Origin of the sequence: Citrobacter sp. RHBSTW-00671, assembly GCF_014103415.1 — a bacterium.
Lineage (GTDB): Bacteria > Pseudomonadota > Gammaproteobacteria > Enterobacterales > Enterobacteriaceae > Citrobacter.
The window spans coordinates 2997081-3023032 of sequence record NZ_JABXPR010000001.1; the positions used below are offsets into that span (position 1 = coordinate 2997081).

The 25952-nt window shown below is 52.2% G+C and carries 22 protein-coding genes; 8 read left to right on the forward strand and 14 right to left on the reverse strand.

Annotated elements, in window-relative coordinates:
- The first annotated feature begins 85 nt into the window (after positions 1-85).
- Positions 86-1027, forward strand: a complete 942-nt coding sequence (gene mdh, locus HV261_RS14405) for a malate dehydrogenase (protein WP_202038616.1) — start codon at positions 86-88, stop codon at positions 1025-1027.
- Positions 1028-1196: 169 nt separating this feature from the next.
- Positions 1197-1424, forward strand: coding sequence for a tautomerase PptA (gene pptA, locus HV261_RS14410; protein WP_137381841.1), 228 nt, complete (start codon positions 1197-1199; stop codon positions 1422-1424).
- 38 nt (positions 1425-1462) lie between these two features.
- On the opposite strand, the gene HV261_RS14415 is transcribed toward pptA, so the two are convergent.
- Complete coding sequence (locus tag HV261_RS14415) at positions 1463-3439, reverse strand: alkyl/aryl-sulfatase (RefSeq protein WP_202038617.1); 1977 nt, start codon at positions 3437-3439, stop codon at positions 1463-1465.
- Positions 3440-3655: 216 nt separating this feature from the next.
- A complete protein-coding gene (locus tag HV261_RS14420) occupies positions 3656-4228 on the reverse strand; it encodes a flavin reductase family protein (protein WP_202038618.1) in 573 nt (190 codons plus the stop codon).
- Positions 4229-4386: 158 nt separating this feature from the next.
- Between HV261_RS14420 and nhoA the strand changes: the two genes are divergently transcribed.
- On the forward strand, positions 4387-5232 hold the full coding sequence (gene nhoA / locus HV261_RS14425) for an N-hydroxyarylamine O-acetyltransferase (protein WP_202038619.1): 846 nt from the start codon (positions 4387-4389) through the stop codon (positions 5230-5232).
- A 58-nt stretch (positions 5233-5290) separates the two neighbouring features.
- Here nhoA and HV261_RS14430 read toward each other — a convergent pair whose 3' ends face one another.
- From HV261_RS14430 to HV261_RS14460, 7 genes are all read right to left on the reverse strand, one after another.
- The gene (locus tag HV261_RS14430; RefSeq protein ID WP_202038620.1) at positions 5291-6184 is read right to left on the reverse strand and encodes a PhzF family isomerase; all 894 of its coding nucleotides are present in this window, start codon (positions 6182-6184) and stop codon (positions 5291-5293) included.
- Between the two features lie 96 nt (positions 6185-6280).
- Entirely contained in the window at positions 6281-6961 is a 681-nt protein-coding gene (narI, locus tag HV261_RS14435; RefSeq protein ID WP_137381846.1) for a respiratory nitrate reductase subunit gamma, read from the reverse strand.
- A complete protein-coding gene (gene narW, locus HV261_RS14440) occupies positions 6958-7653 on the reverse strand; it encodes a nitrate reductase molybdenum cofactor assembly chaperone (RefSeq protein ID WP_202038621.1) in 696 nt (231 codons plus the stop codon). The genes narI and narW overlap by 4 nt, the downstream gene beginning before the upstream one ends.
- Entirely contained in the window at positions 7653-9197 is a 1545-nt protein-coding gene (gene narH / locus HV261_RS14445; protein WP_202038622.1) for a nitrate reductase subunit beta, read from the reverse strand. Before narH ends, narW begins: the two co-directional genes overlap by 1 nt.
- Complete coding sequence (locus HV261_RS14450; RefSeq protein ID WP_202038623.1) at positions 9194-12934, reverse strand: nitrate reductase subunit alpha; 3741 nt, start codon at positions 12932-12934, stop codon at positions 9194-9196. The genes narH and HV261_RS14450 overlap by 4 nt, the downstream gene beginning before the upstream one ends.
- Positions 12935-12989: 55 nt before the next feature.
- Positions 12990-14375: a NarK family nitrate/nitrite MFS transporter gene (locus HV261_RS14455; protein ID WP_202038624.1), complete on the reverse strand. Its 1386-nt coding sequence runs from the start codon at positions 14373-14375 to the stop codon at positions 12990-12992.
- A gap of 207 nt (positions 14376-14582) precedes the next feature.
- Positions 14583-15161, reverse strand: a complete 579-nt coding sequence (locus HV261_RS14460) for a TetR family transcriptional regulator (RefSeq protein WP_137381850.1) — start codon at positions 15159-15161, stop codon at positions 14583-14585.
- 117 nt (positions 15162-15278) lie between these two features.
- On the opposite strand from HV261_RS14460, the gene HV261_RS14465 reads away from it, so the two are divergent.
- Positions 15279-16766: an MFS transporter gene (locus tag HV261_RS14465; RefSeq protein ID WP_202038625.1), complete on the forward strand. Its 1488-nt coding sequence runs from the start codon at positions 15279-15281 to the stop codon at positions 16764-16766.
- On the opposite strand, the gene HV261_RS14470 is transcribed toward HV261_RS14465, so the two are convergent.
- From HV261_RS14470 to yddG, 3 genes are all read right to left on the reverse strand, one after another.
- On the reverse strand, positions 16767-17207 hold the full coding sequence (locus tag HV261_RS14470; protein ID WP_005126795.1) for a GFA family protein: 441 nt from the start codon (positions 17205-17207) through the stop codon (positions 16767-16769).
- A gap of 83 nt (positions 17208-17290) precedes the next feature.
- Positions 17291-18379, reverse strand: coding sequence for a porin OmpC (locus tag HV261_RS14475; protein ID WP_202038626.1), 1089 nt, complete (start codon positions 18377-18379; stop codon positions 17291-17293).
- A gap of 458 nt (positions 18380-18837) precedes the next feature.
- Positions 18838-19719, reverse strand: a complete 882-nt coding sequence (yddG, locus tag HV261_RS14480) for an aromatic amino acid efflux DMT transporter YddG (RefSeq protein ID WP_202038627.1) — start codon at positions 19717-19719, stop codon at positions 18838-18840.
- Positions 19720-20005: 286 nt separating this feature from the next.
- On the opposite strand from yddG, the gene fdnG reads away from it, so the two are divergent.
- From fdnG to HV261_RS14500, 4 genes are all read left to right on the forward strand, one after another.
- Positions 20006-23053, forward strand: coding sequence for a formate dehydrogenase-N subunit alpha (gene fdnG / locus HV261_RS14485; protein ID WP_202038628.1), 3048 nt, complete (start codon positions 20006-20008; stop codon positions 23051-23053).
- Positions 23054-23065: 12 nt separating this feature from the next.
- Positions 23066-23950 (forward strand): formate dehydrogenase N subunit beta, encoded by an 885-nt coding sequence (gene fdnH / locus HV261_RS14490; protein WP_003833024.1) that lies wholly within the window; start codon positions 23066-23068, stop codon positions 23948-23950.
- Positions 23943-24599 carry a formate dehydrogenase-N subunit gamma gene (fdnI, locus tag HV261_RS14495; protein ID WP_202038629.1) on the forward strand — a complete coding sequence of 219 codons (657 nt, stop codon included), beginning with the start codon at positions 23943-23945 and terminating at the stop codon, positions 24597-24599. Before fdnH ends, fdnI begins: the two co-directional genes overlap by 8 nt.
- A gap of 128 nt (positions 24600-24727) precedes the next feature.
- Positions 24728-25330 (forward strand): inorganic diphosphatase, encoded by a 603-nt coding sequence (locus tag HV261_RS14500; RefSeq protein WP_202038630.1) that lies wholly within the window; start codon positions 24728-24730, stop codon positions 25328-25330.
- 44 nt (positions 25331-25374) lie between these two features.
- On the opposite strand, the gene HV261_RS14505 is transcribed toward HV261_RS14500, so the two are convergent.
- Both HV261_RS14505 and HV261_RS14510 read right to left on the reverse strand, forming a co-directional pair.
- Entirely contained in the window at positions 25375-25659 is a 285-nt protein-coding gene (locus HV261_RS14505) for a HigA family addiction module antitoxin (protein WP_048211649.1), read from the reverse strand.
- A complete protein-coding gene (locus tag HV261_RS14510) occupies positions 25659-25937 on the reverse strand; it encodes a type II toxin-antitoxin system RelE/ParE family toxin (protein ID WP_202039701.1) in 279 nt (92 codons plus the stop codon). The genes HV261_RS14505 and HV261_RS14510 overlap by 1 nt, the downstream gene beginning before the upstream one ends.
- Positions 25938-25952 lie beyond the last annotated feature (15 nt).

Sequence of the window (25952 nt, forward strand, 5' to 3'; positions counted from 1 at the left end):
TTGTTAGCGATTATTTTACCGTGGTGTTTATCTGAAGTATCGCGTGGTTGATTATATCTGTCGATAACCTTGTAAAGGATATTATATGAAAGTTACGCTTCTTGGCGCGGCCGGAGGAATAGGGCAGGCGTTGTCGTTACTCCTTAAATTACACATGCCAGAGGGGTCTGAACTCGCCCTCTACGATATATCAACAGCAACCCCAGGGATTGCTGTTGATTTAAGCCATATTCCAACCGATGTGCATATTCACGGATATTGTGGCACGCAGATTCAACATGCGTTAGAAGGTGCAACAATTGTTATTGTCTGTGCCGGTATTGCCCGTAAACCGGGAATGGATCGTTCTGACCTCTTCAGTATTAATGCCAATATTATTCATCAGCTTATTGGTGATGTCGCAAAAATATGCCCGGATGCCTGTATTGGTATTATTACTAACCCGATTAATACCACAGTGGCGATTGCCGCTAATGTCCTGCAAAAGGCTGGCGTCTACGATAAAAGCAAGCTCTTTGGCATCACCACATTGGATGTTATTCGCGCAAATACGTTTGTTGCACAAATCAAAGGCTGCAGCGTGCGGGACGTTGAGGTTCCGGTCATCGGCGGACATTCGGGCGTCACGATCCTGCCGTTGTTCTCGCAGCTTACGGAGATAAAATTATCCGATGACGAGATCCGTGCGCTGACAGACCAGGTCCAAAATGCCGGGACTCGGGTTGTCGAAGCTAAAGCGGGAGCCGGGTCGGCCACATTATCAATGGGGCAGGCAGCCGCACGTTTTTGTTTGTCGTTACTCCGTGCACTGAGTGGGGAACAAGGCATTGTGGAATGCGCATATGTAGAAAGCGGCAGCCAATACGCCCGTTTTTTTGCCCAGCCCGTTGAATTGGGCGTCAACGGTGTATCTCGCGTTATTGCGCTTACTGACCTGAGCCGCATTGAGCAGGATGCACTCGAGGCAATGCAAAGCGAACTGCGTAAAGATATTGCGTTTGGTGAGCGGTTTGTTTGTAAGAATTAACGCGGGTAGTTTTGAAAAAGCCGATCGTCGAAATCGGCTTTCAACGTTTACCAGCCCGGTAACGTTGTGCATCTGAGCATCATGGTAGACCAAAGACGTCTGGAGGAATTTTGCTAACTGGCGCATATTAGGTGATAGTTTTTTTGCCCAAAACAATAAGGAACCTGCAATGCCGCACATCGATATTAAATGTTTTCCTCGCGCCCTTACCAACGAACAAAAAACCGCGCTGGCGGCGGATATTACAGATGTCATTATTCGTCATTTGCAAAGCAAAGACAGCTCGGTCAGCGTGGCGCTGAATGAGATTGAACCTGACGCGTGGCAAGCGGTATGGGATGCGGAAATCGTGCCGCAGATGGACACGTTGATTAAAAAACCCGGTTACAGCATGTGAAAAAAAACGGGCGAGTTATTCGCCCGTTTTTGATGCCGTTATGGTGTGACAATATTGAACCAGAATTCAAATTTGTCCATGTAACCGAGCATGGCGTCGAGCCTGGCGCCGTCACCGGTAATTTTCACATCACCGCTGTCTTGCGCCTGTTTTAGCGTCACTTCCTTGAGGATGATTTTGTTCAGCGTATCGCGATTGAGCGCGATAGTGGCATCCGCATCTTTCGCTTCGGAATTAGCGGTATGGTTCAGAACACCGTTTTCCAGCTCCAGTTTGTATTTACCACCATCGCTACCAAGGTCGATATTGAATACTGATTTCGCATCGCCCGCTTTCTGCCCGTTAATATGTACCGCCAGGTAGTCGAAGAACATTTCTGGCGTCATGGCGCGAACGGTATCCGGACTGGCCGTATTCGGCGTTGGGCCTTTCACCACGCCGTTGCGCAGTTCTTGTGCGCCCGTCAGGTAGAAGTTACGCCACGGTCCAGACTCTGCCTGATAGCCTAATTGTTCCAGCGCATCGGCTTCGAGGTTTCGCGCGGCCTGGTTGTTCGGATCGGCAAATACGACTTTGCTCACCACCTGTGCAACCCAGCGATAGTTACCCTGGTCGTAGTCAGCTTTCGCTTTTTGCAGAATGGCATCCGCACCGCCCATATAGTCGACGAATTTCTTCGCTGCTTCTTCTGGCGGCAGTTCATCCAGCGTTGCCGGGTTGCCGTCAAACCAGCCGAGGTACAGCACGTAGGTGGCTTTCACATCGTGGCTTACGGAGCCATAGTACCCGCGGTTCGCCCAAGTGTGTGCCAGTGAATCCGGCAACTTAAAGTTCGCCGCGATTTCATCACGGGTCAGACCTTCATTGGCCATACGCAGCGTCTGGTCGTTAATATAACGGTACAGATCGCGCTGGCTTTTCAGTAGGCTTACCACCTTGTCATTGCCCCAGGTCGGCCAATGGTGCTGTGCCATCAGAATTTCCGCCTTATCACCCCAGCGTACAATCGCTTCGTTGATATATTTGGACCATGGCAACGGTTCGCGGATTTTTGCACCGCGCAGAGAGTAGGTGTTGTGCAGGGTATGGGTGACATCTTCAGCCGATTCGATGAGTTTTTTCTCTTCGATGTACCACAACATTTCTGAAGGCGCTTCGGAGCCCGGGGCCAGCATGAAGTCATAGGTCAGGCCATCGATAACCTCTTTTTGCCCATCTTTCTCGATGATATTCGTTGGCGCAATCAGCGTAACCGTTCCTGCGGAAGTGGTGGTTCCCAGCCCGGCGCCGACCTGACCTTTAGCATCAGGTTTTAGCAGGTTACCGTACATGTAGCTGGCGCGGCGGCTCATGACGTTACCGGCCATGATGTTTTCAGCAACCGCTGCTTCCATAAAGCCGGCAGGCGCATAGACCTTCACTTTGCCTGCTTTAACATCGGCTTCATCAATAACGCCGCGCACACCACCGTAATGGTCGACGTGGCTGTGGGTATAAATCACCGCGACAACCGGTTTTTTGCCACGGTTTTTAAAGTAGAGATCCATCCCGACTTTGGCCGTTTCTGCCGAGACCAGCGGGTCAACCACGGTGATGCCTTCTTTACCTTCGATGATGGTCATATTCGACAAATCGAGGTTACGGATCTGATAGACACCCTCCGTGACTTCAAACAACCCGCTGATATTGATCAACTGAGACTGGCGCCACAAGCTCGGGTTTACCGTATCCGGCGCCTTATCGCCTTCCTTAATAAACGCGTACTGTTGCGGATTCCAGATAACGTTGCCTTGTTCACCTTTGATCACGTCCTGAGGAATCGGGGCGATAAAGCCTTTGTGCGCGTCGGTAAAGTCGGTGTTATCGGAGAAGGGCAGTTGATTGTAGAGTGCATTGTTGGCTTGTTGCGTGGCCGCCGTCGCCTCTTTCGGAGCTTCAGCAGACATGACGGGAACAGTAAAAGACGTTAATAACCCAGTAAGTATAAAGCTTTGTGCGATTCTATTAAGTTGCATCGTAAAACCTCTCTGACACTTCGTAAGTCCAGTTCTGGGGAGATGCTGCTTTAACGGATTGCGTTTTGAATCAATATTTGACGTAGTGCACGATTAAATATAATTCACATGTATGATTCAGCAAGGTAAGAGAAACGATTTATCTGACTGGTTTTTCGGAAGTTTTGAGAAGGCTGATGGGGATGACAGGCGGATCTGCCATCCGTTTGTCTGTGATTATCTACCGGCAGTAACCTGTTTCCCGCTGGTGACAAATGTTCCGGCACCAAGGTGATGCAGTGTATTGAGTTTGCCATCATCAAACTGCCAACGACCTTCAACGAAGACTCGCTCATCAGCGGCAGCCGAGACCACTTCGCCAAACAGGGTGTCATATTTGTCCTGAGCCGCTGTGGCAGGAAGCAGGCGGCATTCCATCCAGGCGAGACACTTGGCTTCTATTAGCGGTAGTCCCAATACCGGGCCGTTGACCACCGGAATGCCGTAGCAGTTGAACTTATCTTCTATTCGACCGGAAACACTCCCCACGGCATAGGTCCAGTTCATCGCGGCAACCCCTGGAATAACAATACCAAATTGACCGCTACGCTCGATCAGTTCGCGCGACCAGGCAGTCTTGTCGACAACAATGGCTACCCGCGGCGGATCAAATTCCACGGGCATTGACCACGCGGCCGCCATCACATTACGCCGTTCTGTATTCTCGTCACGACTGGTTATCAAAATGGTGGGGCCGTGATTAAGCAGTCGGCTGGCGTGTTGTAATTCAACCGGACGAAAATGACTCATAGCGACTCCTCGGCAGAATAAAAATGACATCACAATAAACATAGATAGTAACGGGATTAGCGATTTTGTCGCCTCACCGGGGTGAACAGCGCACAAAAGCGACAGCGTAAAATTAAAAATGCGTTATAAGTACAACATTCAACAAACAGGAATCCCGTATGACGCCTTTTTTACACGCTTATTTTGCCCGTATTGGCTGGTCTGATGTGCCCAACGTCGACATTGAAACGTTGAGAGCGCTGCACTTACTGCATAACGGTGCCATACCCTTTGAAAATCTTGATGTGCTGCTGCCGCGTGAAATGCAGCTTGACGATGTGTCCCTTGAAGAGAAGTTGGTCACGGCCCGCCGCGGGGGCTATTGTTTTGAACAAAATGGTGTATTTGAACGGGCGCTACGCGACATCGGCTTTACCGTACGCAGTTTGCTGGGACGCGTGGTATTGGCGAATCCGTCAAGTCTGCCGCCGCGGACACATCGCCTGTTACTGGTTGAATTACAGGGTGAACAGTGGATCGCTGACGTTGGCTTTGGCGGACAAACGCTGACGGCGCCCATTCGTCTGCAGGCTAACATTGAGCAGAAGACGCCACACGGCGAATATCGCCTGATTCAGGAGGGGGAAGACTGGATATTGCAGTTCCGCCATCATGATCACTGGCAGTCAATGTACCGATTCGATCTGGTGGTGCAACATCACAGCGATTATCTGATGGGGAACTTCTGGTCTGCACACTGGCCGCAGTCGCATTTCCGCCACCATCTGCTGATGTGTCGCCATTTACCCGACGGCGGCAAGCTGACGTTGACCAATTTCCACTTTACTCATTATCAGGATGGTCATGCGGTAGAGCAGATTAATCTGCCTGACGTCGCCAGCCTGTATACGCTGTTGCAGGAGCGCTTCGGCCTGGGCGTTGACGATGTCAAACACGGCTTTAGCGAGGAGGAACTGGCGACGGTCATGGCGGCGTTTGATACGCATCCGGAGGCGGGGAAATAGGGGCATCAGAATTAATGCCGGATGCGGCGTAATCGCCTTATCCGGTCTATATGAAGATTTAAAAATCGATCGCCCATTCGGCGTGAAACAGGATCACTGCCGAGCCGGAAATCGTCACTTTTTCTGGCTGGTTATCACGGATAGTCACCGTCACATCAACAATGCCGTCGCGTCCCAGCGCACGCCCCTGGTGCCCCTGAACATGCAACGTTTCGCCATCATGAGCCATCAGGTTATGGTGTACCAGCCAGGCGCCCATTGGACCATTCGCGTTGCCGGTGACCGGATCTTCCACAATTCCGATAGCCGGTGAAAACATGCGGCCATCGGTTGCGTTTTCGCCCGGACGGAGTTGAAACGGGAAGAAGCCGTTACAGCCAATCTCTTTGCTAATTGCCGTCAGCGCAGGCAGGTCAGGGGAAAGGGCGTCAATATTCACCTCGGGCTTCAGTGGGATCATCACTTTTGAATGCCCGGTAGATGCCACCTGAATCGGCAACCCAGGCAGCATATCGTCTTCAGTTAGGTGCAGCGCGTTAATAATCGCACGGCGAATTGCCCCATCTAGCGGCGCCTCAAAAACAGGTTTCCCTTGCTCCAGGCTGATGCGGTAGTCAGCGCCGTGCGTACGTACGTCAACCCGGTGGCGACCGGCGAGTGACGTTTGCCAGACGGTTGTATCACCCAGCCCCAGCACGTTGGCGCGAACATAATGCGCGGCGACGGTAGCATGCCCACAGATGGGCACTTCGACCGTTGGCGTGAAGTAGCGAATACGCACATCGCTGTCGTCACTGGTCAGTAGAAAAGCCGTTTCCGAATGGCGCAGCTCACGTGCAATCAGCTGCATCTGGGCGTCACTCAACCCATCCGCATGCAGCACAACTCCCGCTGAATTGCCGCGAAAGGGTTCTGAGGTAAAGGCATCAACGTGGTAAACCTGTGGTTTCATTGGCGTTCTCCTGGAATGGAGAAGCATCATAACGTACAAAAAGTGGGATAGCGATGCTGCCCGGCAAGCGCACGCGCTACCGGACAGCAGAGAAAATTATCGGCGAGAACGTACTATCTGGTAACGGCGAGTGAAATACTCAACCGGCGCGCTCCAGACGTGAACCAGACGGGTGAACGGGAACAGCAGGAAAATCGTCATCCCCAGCACCAGGTGTACCCGGAAGATCAACGCCACGCCATCCAGATGTGCAGACGCACCGCCCTGGAAGGTGACGACCGACTGCGCCCAGCCCACCAGTTTCAGCATTTCACTGCCGTCCGGATGTTGTGCCGAAAACGGGATAGTGGTCAGGCCGAGGATACACTGAATCAACAGGATACACAGGATCAGGATATCTGCGGTTGAGGATGTTGCGCGAATACGCGAGTTCGTCAGACGGCGCACCAGCAGACCCGCGCCGCCTACCAGCGTCAATACGCCACACAGACCGCCGGCAATCATCGCCATCTGTTGTTTCACCGCAATTGGCAGGAACCAGGCATACATCCAGTGTGGGGTTAACATGCCAAACAGGTGTCCAAAGAAGATCCCCAAAATGCCGATATGGAACAAGTTTGACCATAGCACCATACCGCGTTTATCCAGCATCTGACTGGAGGAGGCGCGCCAGGTGTACTGTCCGTAGTCGTAGCGTAACCAACTCCCGAGGATAAATACCGTGCCGCACAGATACGGGTAGATGTCGTAAAAAAAGACGTTCAGATACTGTATCATTTCGGGCCTCCCGCGCTGATGTCGACATATTGTGGTGCCACGTCCTGGCTAAAGCGTCGTTGATAGTTTTGTAACGGTGAACTGTCACAGGCAGTCGCATTATCCTCAATAAACTTCACCTGTTCCTCTTCCCAGACGGCATCCAGCGCCTGACGGGTATCATCGCGGGTTTCAGCGCCAACCTGTTTTGTGACACTGTCACTTGATAGCGGACTTCCGGCAAGCAACAGCAGGGCGTCAAACAGTTGATACCAGGGGGTATCGCGCTGCTTTAACCGCCCGCCGAGCAGCGCCAGTATCGGGGCAACGTTCTGCAATCCCTCTTTGGCTTCTGCTTCAGGCAGCACGCTTAAATATTCCAGATACAGCGGCAGGTGATCCGGCAGTTCGCGACAGTCGAGCTGTAGCCCGACTTTTTCGTACTGGGCCAGCAAGTCGACCATCGCCTGACCGCGGTCGCGGGATTCGGCATGCACATGCTCGAACAACAGCAGTGAAGTGGCGCGTCCACGGTCAAATACTTCACACCATTCAGCTTGCTTATCCAGTAACGGGGCATTGAGCAGCTCGTGGGTAAAGTCGCTTAGCATGGGCGCATCGCTGGCGACCAGCGCGAAGGCGTCATCTTTGCACTCCCAGAGCAGCGCGTCCGGGTATTCCATCAGCAGACCGATAACCTTGAGGATTTGCATTATTGACCCTCCGCTTTATCGCGTACTTCGGTGATATCGATAGCGTCAATGCGGCTACTGTTAAACAGATTGAACTTGGTGTCCGATCCGTGACAGCCGTCGCCGAAGGTGAAGCCGCAACCGTTTTTCTCCGGGAAAGCGTCACGCGCCATTTCACGATGGCTGGTTGGGATCACGAAGCGGTCTTCGTAGTTGGCAATGGCCAAATAGCGGTACATCTCCTCAACCTGTTCAACGGTTAAGCCCACTTCCTCAACTGCACGGGTATCGGTTACACCTTCCACGGTTTGTGAGCGCATGTAGTGACGCATCGCCATCATGCGTTTCAGGGCGCGCAGTACGGGGCCGGTATCACCTGCACTGAGCATGTTGGCGAGGTACTGGACCGGGATTCGCAGTGACTCAACCGCGGGCAGAATGTTGCCATTGTGCGGCAGACCACCGGCATCAGCGTAAGACTGAATCGGTGACAACGGCGGCACGTACCAGACCATCGGCAGAGTGCGGTATTCCGGGTGCAGCGGCAGTGCCAGCTTCCAGTCCATCGCCATTTTGTAAACCGGTGAACGCTGAGCCGCCTCAATCACGTTGTGCGGAATACCCTGTTTCAGCGCTTCTTCAATGACGGCCGGATCGTGCGGGTTAAGGAACACATCGCACTGACGCTCATAAAGATCGGTTTCATGTTCGGTGCTGGCCGCTTCCTCAATGCGATCGGCGTCGTACAGCAGCACGCCAAGATAGCGGATACGTCCGACGCAGGTTTCGGAACACACGGTAGGTTGGCCGGATTCAATACGTGGATAGCAGAAGATGCATTTTTCTGACTTGCCGCTCTTCCAGTTGAAGTAGATTTTTTTATACGGACAACCGCTGATGCACAAACGCCAGCCGCGGCACTTATCCTGGTCGATCAGCACGATGCCATCTTCTTCACGCTTATAGATAGCACCACTCGGGCAGGTGGCGACACAGCTTGGGTTCAGGCAGTGTTCGCACAGGCGTGGCAAATACATCATGAAGGTGTTTTCAAACTGACCGTACATCTCCTTTTGCATCTTCTCGAAGTTACGGTCACGGGCACGTTTTGAGAATTCACCACCCAGCAATTCTTCCCAGTTGGGGCCCCAGATAATTTTGTCCATCCGTTTACCATCAATCAGCGAGCGCGGGCGGGCAGTGGGCTGATTTTTGCCTTCCGACGCACTGTGCAGATGCTGGTAATCGTAGGTAAACGGTTCGTAGTAATCATCGATTTGTGGAATGACCGGGTTGGCGAAAATTTTGGTGATGACCCCCATCTTGCCGCCCAGACGCGGTCTGATTTTACCGTTAACATCGCGCACCCAGCCGCCTTGCCACTCTTCCTGGTCCTCCCAGTTTTTCGGGTAACCAATGCCGGGTTTGGTTTCGACGTTGTTAAACCACGCATATTCCATCCCTTCACGCCCGGTCCAGACGTTTTTACAGGTGACGGAGCAGGTGTGGCAGCCGATGCACTTATCCAAATTCAGAACCATGCCTACCTGTGAGCGTATTTTCATTTTTTCGCCTCCTGTACCTGATCGCGACCTTCATCATCCAGCCAGTTAATATTTTTCATTTTCCTAATCATGATGAACTCATCGCGGTTAGAGCCGACCGTTCCGTAATAGTTGAAGCTGTATGCCAACTGCGCATAGCCGCCAATCATGTGGGTCGGTTTCGGACACACACGGGTGACGGAGTTATGAATACCACCGCGCATTCCGGTGACTTCGGAACCGGGTATATTCATGATTCGTTCCTGTGCGTGGTACATCATGGTCATGCCTGGCGGTACACGCTGGCTGACCACCGCGCGTGCGGTCAGTGCCCCGTTTGCATTGAAAGCTTCGATCCAGTCGTTGTCTTCAATACCCAACTCCTTAGCATCAGTTTCACTGATCCAGACAATCGGCCCGCCACGCGACAGCGTCAGCATCAGCAGGTTTTCACTGTAGGTAGAGTGGATGCCCCATTTCTGGTGCGGCGTCAGGAAGTTGAGTGCTTTCTCCGGGAAGCCGTTTGGCGGTATCTCACGCATTTCGCTGACGCTACGGGTATCAATGGGTGGACGATACGCCACCAGACTTTCGCCGAAGGCGCGCATCCACGCGTGATCTTGATACAGTTGCTGACGACCCGACAGGGTGCGCCATGGGATCAGTTCGTGCACGTTGGTATAACCGGCGTTATAGGAGACGTGCTCGCTTTCAAGACCCGACCAGGTCGGGCTGGAGATGATTTTGCGCGGCTGCGCCTGAATGTCGCGAAAACGAATCTTTTCGTCTTCTTTGTTCAACGCCAGATGTGTATGGTCCCGCCCGGTCATTGCCCCCAGCGCTTGCCAGGCTTTCACCGCCACCTGGCCGTTGGTTTCCGGCGCCAGCGCGAGGATCACTTCCGAGGCATCCAGCGCGGTGTCGATCAGCGGGCGGCCTTTCGCCGGACCTTCGCGCTTGGTGTAATTCAACTTGCCGAGGAAATCGACCTCCGCCTGGGTATTCCACGAGATGCCTTTCCCACCGTTGCCGAGCTTGTCCATCAATGGCCCGAGCGAGGTGAAGCGTTCGTAAGTGGCGGGATAATCACGCTCCACAACGGCGATATTGGGCGCGGTCTTACCCGGAATAAGGTCGCATTCGCCTTTACGCCAGTCCAGGATATCAAACGGCTGCGCCAGTTCTGCCGGGGAATCATGCTGCAGCGGTTGCAGTACCACATCGGTTTCTTGCCCCAGATGGCCGACGCAGACCTCCGAGAACACTTTGGCGATGCCTTTATAAATTTCCCAGTCGCTTTTTGACTCCCAGGCAGGATCGACTGCAGCCGACAGCGGGTGAATAAACGGATGCATATCCGAGGTATTCATATCGTCTTTTTCATACCAGGTGGCGGTAGGTAGCACGATATCGGAGAACAGACAGGTGCTGGACATGCGGAAGTCGAGCGTCACCAACAGGTCGAGCTTGCCTTCAATCGCCGCCGACTGCCATTCCACTTCTTCCGGTTTAATGCCATCGGTTTCGCCAAGCGCTTCACCCTGAATCCCGCTTTCAGTACCCAGCAGATATTTGAGCATGTATTCATGCCCTTTACCGGAAGAGCCCAACAGATTAGAACGCCAGACGAAGAGGTTGCGTGGATGGTTTTTACCGCTGTCAGGTTGTTCGCAGGCAAAGCGGATATCTCCGGACTTCAGCGCCTGCGCGGTGTATTCAGCAGGGGATAATCCCGCTTGTTGTGCCTTTGCTTTCACCGTGAGTGGGTTAAGGTTGAGCTGCGGGGCAGACGGTAACCAGCCCATCCGCTCGGCGCGGACGTTGAAGTCGATCAGATGCCCGGTGAACTTCGAGGCATCGGCCAACGGAGAGAGCAGCTCCTGCGCGGTGACTTTCTCATAACGCCACTGGCTGGAGTGGTTGTAGAAAAACGAGGTGCTGTTCATCTGGCGCGGTGGACGGTTCCAGTCCAGCGCAAAGGCCAGTGGCAGCCAGCCGGTTTGCGGACGCAGTTTCTCCTGACCCACATAGTGGGCCCAGCCGCCGCCGCTTTGTCCGACACAGCCGCAGAACACCAGAATGTTGATCATCCCTCGGTAGTTCATGTCCATGTGGTACCAGTGGTTCACACCAGCACCAAGGATGATCATCGAGCGACCGTGGGTTTTGTGTGCGGTATCGGCAAACTCACGGGCGATTTGTTCGATATGACGGCTCGGAACACCCGTAATTTGTTCGCCCCAGGCCGGCGTGTAGGCTTTAACTTCGGTGTAATCTTGTGCGCTGTGGATATCATCCAGTCCACGGTCCAGACCATAATTTGCCAGTACCAGGTCATAGACGCTGACCACCGGACAAACGCTGCCATCCGCGAGGGTGAGACGTTTTACCGGCAATTGTCGAATCAGCACCGGTTCCTGCTTCACGCTGCGAAAATGTGGGTTTTCATTGCCGCCAAAGTAAGGGAAGGCGACACCGGCCACGTCATCGTGCTGTCCGAGCAATGACAACGACAGTTCGGTTTCCGCGCCAGCCGCCAGCGGCTCCAGGTTCCATTTCCCTTTTTCACCCCAACGAAAGCCAATCGAACCGTTCGGCACGACCAGTTCACCGTTGCTGTTAAACGCTACGGTTTTCCACTCCGGGTTGTTGGTTTCACCCAGACCATCAACCAGGTCTGAAGCGCGCATCATTCGACCAGGGACAAAACTACCATCTTCGCGGCCATCCAGCAGGACCAGCATGGGCATATCGGTGTAGCGGCGGCAGTAATTGAGGAAGTAATCGCTGGGGTTGTCGAGGTGGAATTCTTTGAGGATCACGTGCCCCATGGCCATGGCCAGTGCGCTGTCGGTCCCTTGTTTCGGCGCCAGCCACTGGTCGCATAACTTGGCGACCTCTGAGTAGTCCGGCGTAATGGCAATTGTTTTGGTGCCTTTGTAACGCACTTCCGTAAAGAAGTGGGCGTCTGGCGTACGGGTTTGTGGGACGTTTGAGCCCCAGGCAATGATATAGCTGGAGTTATACCAGTCGGCTGACTCCGGAACGTCGGTCTGCTCACCCCAGGTCATGGGTGACGCCGGCGGTAAATCGCAGTACCAGTCATAGAAGCTCAGGCAGGTTCCACCTAGCAGCGAGAGGTAACGCGTACCCGCCGCGTAGGAAACCATCGACATGGCGGGAATGGGTGAGAATCCGGCCACCCGGTCCGGACCATAGGTTTTTACCGTCCAGACGTTGGCGGCGGCAATCAGTTGGTTTAGCTCTTTCCAGTTGGAACGAATAAACCCGCCGCGCCCGCGCACCTGTTTGTAGCTCTGGCATTTTTGCGGGTCGTTCATGATCGATTCCCAGGCCAGCACCGGGTCGGGCTGGCGGGACAGGGCGTCGCGCCACAGTTCGATCAACCGTTTACGTACCAGCGGGTATTTCAGGCGGTTAGCGCTGTAGAGATACCAGGAATAGCTGGCACCGCGCGGGCAGCCGCGTGGCTCATGGTTGGGCAGATCGGGACGGGTTCGCGGGTAGTCAGTTTGTTGTGTTTCCCAGGTCACAAGTCCGTTTTTAACGTAGATTTTCCAGCTGCATGAGCCGGTACAGTTCACGCCGTGGGTAGACCGCACAATTTTGTCGAACTGCCAGCGTTGACGATAGCTGTCTTCCCAGTCCCGGTTGGTGTGCATCACTTGCCCATGCCCCTCGGCAAACGTCTCGCCCTTTTGTTTAAAGTAGCGAAAGCGATCCAACAGTTTACTCATGACATTTCTCCTGCTCCTAATGGACGCTGCCTACGATCTGCAGGCCAAATAGTTGTTATTTTTTTTGCGATTTGCGGCCATAGACCAACCAGGTCACCAGCACGCAGACGATGTAAAACACTAAAAAGATTTTCATTGCCCCTACCGGCGAACCGGTCAGCGCCAGAGAAGAACCAAAGGCTTTTGGAATGAAGAAGCCACCCACGGCGCCGATGGCGGAGATAAAACCCAGTGCCGCTGCGGTATCGGTCACCGCTTCACGCTGGGCTTGTTCTTCCGTTCCACCCTGTAGCTTCACGCGGTAGATGGTGATTTTGCGAAAGATCACCGCAATCATCTGGAAGGTTGAACCGCTGCCCAGCCCCGCGGTCAGGAACAAGCCCATGAACACCAGATAGAAGGCAACAAAATTTCCTTCTCCTGAGCCGGGGAGGGTAAGAAACAGCAGCGCACTAAACAGCGCCATAAAGATGAAGTTGATTAATGTGACCCGTACTCCGCCGAACTTGTCAGAGATAACGCCGCCCGCCGAGCGTGCCAGGGCGCCGATAAACGGCCCAAAGAACGCCAGTTGCAGAATATTAACGTCGGGGAACTGGGTTTTCGCTAGCATGGCAAAACCGGCTGAAAAGCCGATAAACGAACCGAAAGTGGCAAGGTACAACAGGCTTAGCAGCCACAGATGAAAGCGTTTGAGGACCGGTAGCTGAGAGGCGATTGAGGCCTTCGAACTGGCGATGTCATTCATTCCCACGCCCGCAGCCAGCGTTGAGAGCAGCAGCAGCGGAACCCAAATCCATGCGGCGTTTGCCAGTGACAATAAAGAACCGTCAGGCTGCGGTACGCCTTGTACCCCTAAAAAGGTAAATAGGGGCAGGAAAATGACTAACGGCGCGATTAACTGCATCACGCTGACGCCAAGGTTACCGAGACCGCCATTCACGCCCAGCGCACTGCCTTGCTTCGCTTTCGGGAAGAAGAAACTGATATTACCCATACTGGAGGCAAAATTGGCACCGGCAAAACCACACATCAGCGCAATGATGATAAATACACCGAAAGGGGTAGCGGTATTTTGCACAGCGAAACCGAGCCATACACATGGAATAACCAGGATTATCGTACTAAAAACGGTCCAACGGCGGCCGCCAAATATAGGTACCATAAAGGAGTAGGGGACGCGTAATATTGCGCCAGACAGAGAGGGTAATGCCGTTAATAAAAAGAGTTGATCGGTGGTGAAATTAAAACCAATTTTATTTAAATTTACCGCAACCGCACTAAATAACATCCAGACGCAGAACGCGAGTAGCAAGCAACTCACTGATATCCAGAGGTTTCTTCGCGCAATGTGTTTGCCTTTATTTTCCCAAAAAGCGGGATTTTCTGGTTTCCAGTCAGTCAAAAGATAACGATTATTCTTCTCATTTGGTGATGACATATTTTCCTCACATGCGCACGTCGTTCAATAAATAAACGCCTGGGGTTCCGCACTGGTGCTAATTAGAAATTATTGAAAAGTTTTAGGAATATTGACTGAAAGGATAGATAAAAAAGCGCAATAACGCGGCGTGTCAGAGGAATAACACGTTGCTTAAGTGTTACTAATTGTAAATTGAAAAGATGTATTGTTAATTCATGTATAACATCAAATAAATAACTCTAGCGTTATCATGCGATCCAGGTGGCGATCGAAAGCCGGATCGGCCATTTCTGCAAAGCCCAGCATATACATCCCATCCAGTCCGCAAACCAGCGCAATTAAACGCCAGGCGACGTCGGCGGCATCAGGCGCTGAAGAGAACTCGCCGGCTTTCTGCCCGTGGGTAATGATCGCGGCGGTTTCTTCATGCCACATACGCATTGTGAGCAGGTAAGCGCTTTTGATTTCCGGGTCCTTATCGGCGAGGATCTGCGCTTCGCGCCACAGCTTGATATACGGCTCGAACCCACCGTCTTCACTTCCCAACATGGCATGAAGTCGTTCACGGTAAGTTGCGTTTTCACTGACCAGTTCGGCATCAAGAAGGGTGCGGATCAGGCGGACAAAGGCCTGGGATTTGAGCTCACCGGCAGAGGTAAAATGATGATGCAGTTGCCCGGTCGCTACCTGAGCCTCTGCGGCAATACGTCTAACGGTCATGGCGGAAAATCCTTCTTCAAGCGCCACGCGCATTGCCGCCTGCAGGATCAATTCCCGACGTTCATCCCGATTCATATAGCTCATACTACCTCCCTATATTCACATTATTGGCAGTTTAACAAAAAGTTGGACATACGTTCAATTTTCCGTAGGATCGCTAAAGCTGGACATGTGTCCAGTTTCAGTTTTGTAGGGAATTTTATGTTTCGTCAGTGGTTAACGTTAGTGATTATTGTGCTGGTCTACATCCCTGTTGCGATTGATGCAACGGTGCTGCACGTTGCCGCGCCCACGCTGAGTATGACGCTGGGTGCCAGTGGTAACGAGCTGCTGTGGATCATTGATATCTATTCTCTGGTGATGGCCGGTATGGTGTTACCGATGGGGGCGTTGGGCGATCGCATCGGCTTTAAACGTTTGCTGATGCTGGGTGGTGGGCTATTTGGTCTGGCTTCGCTGGCTGCCGCGTTTGCGCACAGTGCCGGCTGGCTAATCGCAACCCGGGCCGTGTTGGCCATTGGTGCAGCGATGATCGTTCCGGCGACGCTGGCAGGTATTCGTGCCACCTTTGCCGAACAACGTCATCGCAATATGGCGCTTGGCGTCTGGGCTGCTGTCGGTTCCGGCGGCGCGGCATTTGGTCCCTTAGTCGGTGGTATGTTGCTGGAGCATTTCTACTGGGGCTCTGTGTTCTTAATCAATGTGCCCATTGTACTGGTGGTGATGACCTTGACCGCACGTTACGTGCCACGCCAGACCGGACGTCGGGATCAGTCGTTAAATTTTGGCCATGCGATTATGTTGATCGTGGCGATTTTACTGCTGGTTTACAGTGCTAAAACGGCGCTAAAAGGGCATATAGCGACCGGGGTTATCGTATTGACGCTGTTAACCGGAGCAGTACTGTTGTGGAAATTTGTGCGTATTCAGCTCGCGGCCTCACGTCCGATGATTGATATGCGATTGTTCACCCATCGCATTATCTTAAGCGGCGTGGTCATGGCGATGACTGCGATGATCACCCTGGTGGGGTTTGAGCTGCTGATGGCCCAGGAATTACAGTTTGTTCACGGTTTAACGCCGTATCAGGCGGGGCTGTTTATGCTACCGGTCATGCTGGCGAGTGGCTTCAGCGGCCCAATTGCCGGTATGTTGGTTTCACGGCTGGGATTGCGCTGCGTGGCAACGGCAGGTATGGCGTTGAGTGCAGTCAGTTTCTACGGTCTGGCAATGACGGATTTCAGCACTCAGCAAATCCAGGCCTGGATATTAATGGCGTTACTGGGGTTCAGTGCCGCCAGCGCGCTACTGGCCTCAACGGCAGCCATTATGGCGGCAGCCCCGGCTGAAAAAGCCGCTGCTGCGGGGGCTATCGAAACCATGGCCTATGAACTGGGGGCCGGTCTTGGGATCGCGATTTTTGGTCTCTTGCTAAGCCGTAGTTTTTCCGCGTCGATTCTACCGCCTGGCGGCCTCAATGCGCAGGAGCTGGAACGTGCTTCATCGTCAATGGGCGAGGCGGTGCAATTAGCTCATTCGCTTTCGCCGTCTCTTAGCGACGCGTTGCTTGCAGCTGCCAGAGAAGCATTTACCTGGTCGCACAGCGTGGCATTGAGCAGCGCTGGCAGCATGCTTATCGTATTAGCGGTAGGGATGTGGTTCAGCCTGGCAAAAGTGAACCGTCAATAACTAGTGAGCTAAATGACAGGGGTAATCCATCGCTTCGACTTCTTTTCCACTCAGGCGAGCGTATTGCCCCGTCAACCGCCAGAAAGCAGGCTGTGTTTCGGTATAGATTTCAGCCGCCAGAATCAGACGGCGGCGATCCACCTCATTCAGCTCCAGCAATGTCCACGGAATAAAGTAGCGATCGCTATCGGTCAGCGTAAACCACAAGGGGCATCCACAGCCGGAACAGAAGAAACGTTCTCCGCGCGTTGATGAGGGAAAGTGCGAAGGTTCTGCTGAATCAGGGGACAGTAGTGGATGACCGCTGGCTTCCAGATACATGGCGACACCACCGGACCATTTCTGGCACAGCGTGCAGTGGCAGGCATAGACATCAAGCATTTCGACGTTTACGGTAAAATGACTCTGTCCGCAAAGACAACGACCAGTGAACGTCTGCACGGCATACTCCTTATGACCGAGTCTACATCAAGAGAAAAAGCCAGCCCTGGATGGACTGGCTTTGTATTCAACTTACAACAAAATTAGAACTGGTAGTTCAGACCAACTGCCACGATGTTGTCAGTGCTAACACGGGCGTCAGAAGTGAATTTGTTGTCGTCCAGCAGGTTGATTTTGTAATCAACGAAGGTAGACATGTTTTTGTTGAAGTAGTAGGTCGCACCCAGATCTACGTATTCAACCAGATCCTGGTCGCCGTAAACACCCAGATCTTTACCTTTGGATTTCAGGTAAGCGATGGACGGACGCAGACCGAAGTCGAACTGGTACTGAGCAACAACTTCAAAGTTCTGCGCTTTGTTTGCGATACCGTTAACTTTACCGAAGGTGGTCATGTTGCGGGTTTCAGAGTAGGTGGTTGCCAGGTAGATGTTGTTCGCATCATATTTCAGGCCAGCAGCCCATACTTCTGCGTTTTTACCGGAAGCGTAGAATTCGTTGTTACCATTACGCATCTGGTCATCAGTACGGTCAGATTTCGCATAGGTTGCACCGATGCCGAAGCCTTCGTATTCATAAGTAGAAGACAGACCGAAACCGTCGCCGTTCGCTTCATGTAATTCATCTTCGTTGGTACGGTCGTTTTTGCCCTGATACTGAGCAGCAAAGTTCAGACCTTCAACCAGACCGAAGAAGTCAGTGTTACGGTAAGTTGCAACGCCGGTAGCACGCTGAGTCATGAAGACGTCAGTCTGGGTCCAGGTATCACCGCCGAATTCTGGCAGGACGTCAGTCCATGCGCCGATGTCGTAAGCTACGCCGTAGTTACGACCGTAGTCGAAAGAACCGTATTCAGCGAATTTCAGGCCAGCGAATGCCAGACGGGTTTTGTCTGCTTCGGAACCTTGATCTTCAGAACGGTTGCCTTTGAATTCATATTCCCACTGGCCGAAACCAACCAGCTGGTCGTTGATCTGAGTTTCGCCTTTGAAGCCCAGACGCGCGTAAGTTTTGTCACCATCGCTGCTGGTATCGTCAGAGAAGTAATGCTGAGCGTGAACTTTACCGTACAGATCCAGTTTGTTACCGTCTTTGTTATAAATCTCAGCTGCGTTTACCGCACCCGCTGCCAACAGGGTAGTCACTGCCACTGCAACTAATTTAAGTTTCATTCTAAATAATCCTTATAATTTTTTCTTGGTGTGTTTCCTAAACCATTGCTAAACGAGGCCGTTCATCAATGACGAACTATTTTTAAATGACGATGTGGTATTAGTTCAATAATAAGTTTCATAATATTGCGGAATATTTGAATTTGTGTGATCCAGATCTACATAATACAGCTGATTATATTAATATTAATATGTGATCTTTTGTTGGGATATATTTTCAACGGGGACTATTGTGCTGATTATGGTTTACTAATCGTTAGTAACCTATGTAAAATATATACAACCGGAGGGTTATAGGTAAACATACAATATTTTCGGGCGTTGATTAATTACCAGTCATTTAACATTTAATTAAACAAATAAAAACATAAAACACAAGCGGAATGTACAATTATTATCCGTTAACTGACCAGAGTGTAACCGGGTTCTATCTCTATGCCATAAACCCGGCCTGATTTCTATGCCCGACGTGTTGCCAGCCAGCACAGTAGCGAGCCAGCACAGACCATCAGTGCGCCTTGCCAGAACGAGAACGACAGCGGGGCGCTGAGCAATACGGCAGCCAGTGCAGAGGAAAGCACTGGAGTGAAATAAGACCCTACCGCCATGACAGTGACATTACCGTGTAAAATTCCGATATTCCAGGCCGCATAGGCAAATCCTAGCGTTAATGCAGCCGTGAACATCTTAATGGTCACCGGCGTGCTAAAAACCATTTCTGGTTGTGGCGTCATAAAATAGTAGACCCACAAACTTGTCGCCGTCAGTAAAACAAAAACGGTGATACCGTTAAACCCTTTCGCAAATTTATTAGTGACAGTGCAATACGTTGCCCAGATAAAAGCACCCAAAAATGCGAGGAAATAACTCAGCGGACTACTGGCAATGTTGCTGATAATTTCACCTGGATTTAGACCATTATCACCACCTAAAACCCAGCAGACTCCGGTCAATGCGAGAATTAATCCTGGAATTATCATCCAGTTTGTTTTTTGACCATTAAATAATATAGCAAACAAAATCGTCAGACTTGGCCAGAGATAATTGACCATTCCTACTTCTATTGCCTGGTGTCGGGTAGCGGCATAACCTAATGCCAGAGCCAGGCACATTTCATAGCTGACAAAAAGCACGCTACCGGCGATTAAATAACGAACAGGTATTTTTCTAATATTGGGGAATCCGACGGTAAATATCAGCAACAGGCCGCTTAGCGAGAAGATCATCGCTGCGCCCCCCGCTGGCCCGAGCCCTTCGCTTACCCCACGAATCAACCCCACCATTGTGCTCCACAGCACGATGGCGATGAGCCCGATTAACGTTGCTTTTTGTTTTGTCATGCTGTTTGTCTGTCCGTCGTCCTGGCAAAAATGAAGCTGAAATTTATAGCACTTTTACCTCAGTGCGGGCTAACTAATTAGCTTTTAGCTAACTCCTTGTGGGTACGCAGGTTACACAAACTGCACTATTTAGTAGCGGAACCGTTTCGTTATTGATTTGACGCAAAAAAAATATGGATATAGCTGTTAGTTTCGTCGCGAAGTTGTACATGTCATCTTTCAGACTGCCGCGCTGGCGCAAGGTGAAAGATGTCTTGTACGAACCCCTGTAAAAAAGAGGAAAGCAATGGACGTCAGCCGCAGACAATTCTTTAAAATCTGCGCGGGCGGTATGGCGGGGACAACAGTGGCCGCACTGGGTTTTGCACCCAAAATGGCACTGGCTCAGGCGCGAAACTACAAACTGTTACGCGCAAAAGAGATCCGAAACACCTGCACATACTGTTCCGTAGGTTGCGGGCTATTAATGTATAGCCTGGGTGATGGAGCAAAAAACGCCAAAGAGTCGATTTATCATATCGAAGGGGATCCGGATCATCCGGTGAGCCGTGGGGCACTTTGTCCTAAGGGCGCAGGATTACTGGATTACGTGCACAGCGAAAGCCGTTTGCGTTACCCGGAATATCGCGCTCCCGGCTCCGACAAATGGCAACGCATCAGTTGGGATGAAGCGTTCTCCCGCATCGCAAAACTGATGAAAGCAGACCGTGACGCCAACTTTATTGAGAAGAATGAGCAGGGCGTTACGGTCAACCGCTGGCTTTCAACCGGGATGCTGTGTGCATCTGCGGCGAGTAATGAAACCGGCATGCTGACGCAAAAATTCGTGCGCTCACTCGGCATGCTGGCGGTAGACAACCAGGCACGCGTCTGACACGGACCAACGGTAGCAAGTCTTGCTCCAACATTTGGTCGCGGTGCGATGACCAACCACTGGGTTGATATCAAAAACGCTAACGTCGTGATGGTGATGGGCGGTAACGCCGCTGAAGCACATCCAGTCGGATTCCGCTGGGCGATGGAAGCTAAAAACAACAATGATGCTACGCTGATTGTTGTCGATCCCCGTTTTACACGTACAGCGTCGGTTGCGGATATCTATGCGCCGATTCGTTCCGGTACGGACATTACGTTCCTTTCCGGTGTGCTGCTGTACCTGATTGAAAACAACAAAATTAACGCTGAATACGTTAAGCACTACACCAACGCCAGCCTGCTGGTGCGGGATGATTTTGCTTTTGAAGACGGTCTGTTCAGCGGCTACGACGCAGAAAAACGTCAGTACGATAAGTCGTCCTGGAACTACCAGTTCGATGAAAATGGCTACGCAAAACGCGATGAAACCTTAAGTCATCCCCGTTGTGTCTGGAACCTGCTCAAACAGCACGTTTCCCGCTATACGCCGGATGTGGTGGAAAACATCTGCGGTACGCCGAAAGCCGACTTCCTGAAAGTGTGTGAAGTGCTGGCCTCCACCAGTGCGGCCGACCGTACCACCACCTTCCTGTACGCGCTGGGCTGGACGCAGCATACCGTTGGGGCGCAGAACATTCGCACCATGGCGATGATCCAGTTGCTGCTCGGTAACATGGGGATGGCCGGTGGCGGCGTAAACGCATTACGCGGTCACTCCAACATTCAGGGCTTAACCGACTTGGGTCTGTTATCGACCAGCCTGCCCGGTTATCTGACGCTGCCGTCAGAAAAGCAGACTGATCTGCAAACCTATCTGGCCGCCAATACCCCCAAAGCGACGCTGGCCTCCCAGGTTAACTATTGGGGCAACTATCCGAAGTTCTTCGTCAGCTTGATGAAATCTTTCTACGGCGATGCGGCACAGAAAGAAAACGACTGGGGCTTTGAATGGCTGCCGAAGTGGGATCAGTCCTACGACGTCATCAAATATTTCAACATGATGGATAGCGGGAAAGTCACCGGCTACATCTGTCAGGGCTTTAACCCGGTGGCGTCCTTCCCGGACAAAAACAAAGTAGTACAGAGCCTCAGCAAACTGAAGTATCTGGTGGTTATCGATCCGCTGGTCACAGAAACGTCCACATTCTGGCAAAACCACGGCGAATCCAACGATGTCGATCCGGCGTCGATTCAGACTGAAGTTTTCCGTCTGCCATCCACCTGCTTTGCAGAAGAAGACGGCTCGATTGCTAACTCTGGCCGTTGGCTGCAGTGGCACTGGAAAGGTCAGGATGCACCAGGTGAAGCGCGTAATGACGGCGAAATTCTGGCGGGTATTTACCATCGTCTGCGCGAAATGTATCGCACCGAGGGCGGTAAAGCAGTAGAGCCTGTGCTGAAAATGAGCTGGAACTATAAGCAACCGGACGAACCGCATTCCGAGGAAGTGGCCAAAGAGAACAACGGCTATGCGCTGGAAGATCTCTATGATGCCAATGGCGTGCTGGTGGCGAAAAAAGGTCAGTTGCTCAACAGCTTTGCGCTCCTGCGTGATGACGGTACAACGTCATCCTCCTGCTGGATTTATACCGGTAGCTGGACCGAGCAGGGCAACCAGATGGCCAACCGCGATAACGCCGACCCATCAGGTCTTGGTAATACGCTGGGTTGGGCATGGGCATGGCCACTGAACCGCCGTGTACTGTACAACCGCGCTTCGGCAGATCCACAGGGTAAACCGTGGGATCCGAAACGAATGTTGATCCAGTGGAACGGGACTAAGTGGACCGGTAATGATATCCCTGACTTCAACAACGCTGCGCCGGGCAGTGGCACCAATCCGTTTATCATGCAGCCGGAAGGGCTGGGGCGTCTGTTTGCCATCGATAAGCTGGCGGAAGGGCCGTTCCCGGAACACTACGAGCCGATGGAAACGCCGCTGGGTACTAACCCGCTGCACCCGAACGTGATCTCCAACCCGGCAGCGCGTCTGTACGAGGCGGATGCATTGCGCATGGGGACGAAGCAGGACTTCCCATACGTCGGGACCACCTATCGTCTGACCGAACATTTCCACACCTGGACCAAACACGCATTGTTGAATGCGATTGCCCAGCCAGAGCAGTTTGTGGAAATCAGCGAAACGTTGGCGTCAGCAAAAGGTATCGGCAACGGCGACTACGTGAAAGTCAGCAGCAAACGCGGATTTATTCGTGCGGTTGCGGTGGTCACCCGTCGCCTGCAAACCCTGAACGTCAACGGTCAGAAGGTCGAAACCGTAGGGATCCCGATCCACTGGGGCTTTGAAGGAGTCGCGCGTAAAGGCTTTATCGCCAACACCCTGACGCCGAACGTCGGTGATGCAAACTCGCAAACGCCGGAATACAAAGCGTTTTTAGTTAACATCGAGAAGGCGTAAGGGGGCGAATATATGTCTATGGAAACGCAGGACATCATCAAAAGGTCCGCAACAAACTCCATCACGCCGCCACCTCAGGCCCGTGATTACAAAGCCGAAGTCGCGAAACTGATCGACGTTTCCACCTGTATAGGCTGTAAAGCCTGTCAGGTGGCCTGCTCAGAGTGGAACGATATCCGCGATGAAGTGGGTCATTGCGTCGGGGTGTATGACAACCCGGCCGATCTCAGCGCCAAGTCCTGGACGGTCATGCGGTTTACCGAAACCGAACAGAACGGCAAGCTGGAATGGCTGATTCGTAAAGACGGCTGTATGCACTGTGAAGATCCGGGCTGCCTGAAGGCATGCCCGTCTGCCGGGGCCATCATCCAGTACGCGAACGGGATTGTTGATTTCCAGTCAGAGCATTGCATTGGTTGCGGGTACTGTATTGCCGGGTGTCCATTTAATATTCCGCGCCTCAATAAAGAGGATAACCGCGTGTATAAATGTACGCTGTGTGTGGATCGCGTCAGCGTTGGGCAAGAACCTGCCTGCGTGAAAACGTGTCCGACCGGGGCGATACATTTCGGCACCAAGCAGGAAATGTTGGAAATGGGCGAACAGCGTGTGGCGAAACTAAAAGCACGCGGTTTCGAACATGCCGGACTCTACAACCCAGAGGGGGTGGGGGGGACGCACGTCATGTACGTTCTGCATCATGCCAACCAGCCGGAGCTGTACCACGGTTTGCCGAAAGATCCGCAGATAGATACCTCTATCAATCTGTGGAAAGGGGCACTGAAACCGTTGGCCGCCGCCGGATTTATCGCCACCTTCGCCGGACTGATTTACCACTACATTGGCATCGGCCCGAATAAGGAAGTGGACGACGACGAGGAGGATCATCATGAGTAAGTCGAAAATGATTGTGCGCACGAAATTTATCGATCGCGCCTGTCACTGGACGGTGGTGATCTGCTTCTTCCTGGTGGCGCTGTCGGGGATTTCATTTTTCTTCCCGACTCTGCAATGGCTGACGCAAACTTTCGGTACGCCGCAGATGGGACGTATTCTGCACCCCTTCTTTGGTCTGCTGATTTTCGTTGCGCTGATGTTCATGTTTGTGCGCTTTGTCCACCACAACATCCCGGATAAGAAAGACCTCCCGTGGCTGAAAAACATTGTGGAAGTGCTGAAGGGCAATGAACACAAAGTGGCGGATGTGGGCAAATACAACGCCGGACAGAAAATGATGTTCTGGTCGATCATGAGCATGATTTTTGTGCTGCTGGTCACGGGCGTTATTATCTGGCGTCCATACTTTGCGCAGTATTTCCCGATGCAGGTAGTGCGTTACAGCCTGCTGATCCACGCTGCGGCGGGCATTATTCTGATGCACGCTATCCTCATCCATATGTATATGGCATTTTGGGTGAAAGGATCAATTAAAGGCATGGTTGAAGGGAAAGTGAGCCGTCGCTGGGCGAAGAAACACCACCCACGCTGGTATCGCGATGTTGAAAAGCTGGAAGCAAAGAAAGAGAGTGAAGAAGGGGTTAAGTAAACCTGACGCTTTCTGACAACAATGGCGCTGCGGATGTAGCGCCATTTTTTTGCCAAAAAAACGTCATGTTTCTGTCATCTGGCATACGTAAGGTGTTGTCTTTCCAATAAGAGAAGAGTTAAAAGACAATGCATCTGGTGAAAAAATTACTCGCAGTCAGCGTATTTCTCTGTGCGTCCGCACAGGCGCAGAATATCCTCGAATTTCCGCAGCCGGAGAATAACCCGGAAGAGTTTTATGCCGTGACCGAAATCCCGGCAGGCGGGATCATCAAATATGAAACCGATGCGAAAACCGGTTTTATCGTGGCCGATCGCTTCCAGTCGATGCCGGTTGCCTATCCGGCAAACTACGGCTCATTGACCCAGTCCCTGGCAGGCGACGGTGACCCGCTGGATGTGATTTTCTATACCCGGGCGCCGCTGGCCCCGGGAACGCTGATCAAGTTGCGTGCGATTGGCGTGCTGAAGATGATCGACGGCGGGGAAAAGGACGACAAGATTGTGGCGGTACCGGCCAGCAAAATTGACCCCACCTATGATGACATCAAAGAGTTGAGCGATTTGCCAAAGATCGAAGTGCAACGACTGGAGTCGTTTTTCCGCGTGTACAAAGAATTGCCGGAAGGGCGTAAGAAAGTAGAGTTAAATGGCTTTAACGATGCGGCCACCGCGAAACAAGAGATCAAGCAGGCATGGGATGCCTGGAAGGCGAAATCACCGCAGAAATAATAAAAGTGCCGGATGGCGCAAGCTTATCCGGCCTACAATACCCGTTACTGTGCTGCCAGCTTACGCAGGCGTGAAATATCCACGTTTTTTTTGGCCTCTGCCAGGCTCCAGGCATTTTGCAGGTTTAACCACATTTCGGGGGAACTGCCAATCACCACGGAGAGTTTAATTGCCATCTCAGGCGTCAGGGCCGCTTTCCCGGTTAATAGCCGGCTTGCCGTTGAAGGTGCAATCTCCATCGCTCTGGCAAACTCGCGCAGGCTGACAGTGAGTTCGTCCAGCGCTTCCTGAATGATATCCCCAGGACGGGGATGATTTGCCATCTTCATCAATGATAGTCCTCGTAGTCCAGTATGTACGCGTCGCCATTGACGAATTCAAACGTAATACGCCAGTTACCTGAAACAGAAATTGCCCATCTGCCGTCACGCTCGCCCGCCAGAGGATGTAGCTGATAACCGGGCATATTGATATCTGTAACCTTGCTTGCCGCATCAATAACGGCAAGTCTGTGTCGTAATCGTCGGACATGTTTCGCCATAACGCCTGATGTTCGTCCATGAAGAAACAAATCGCGCAATCCCTTGTGCCTGAAGTTCATGATCATCCGTAACATCCTTGT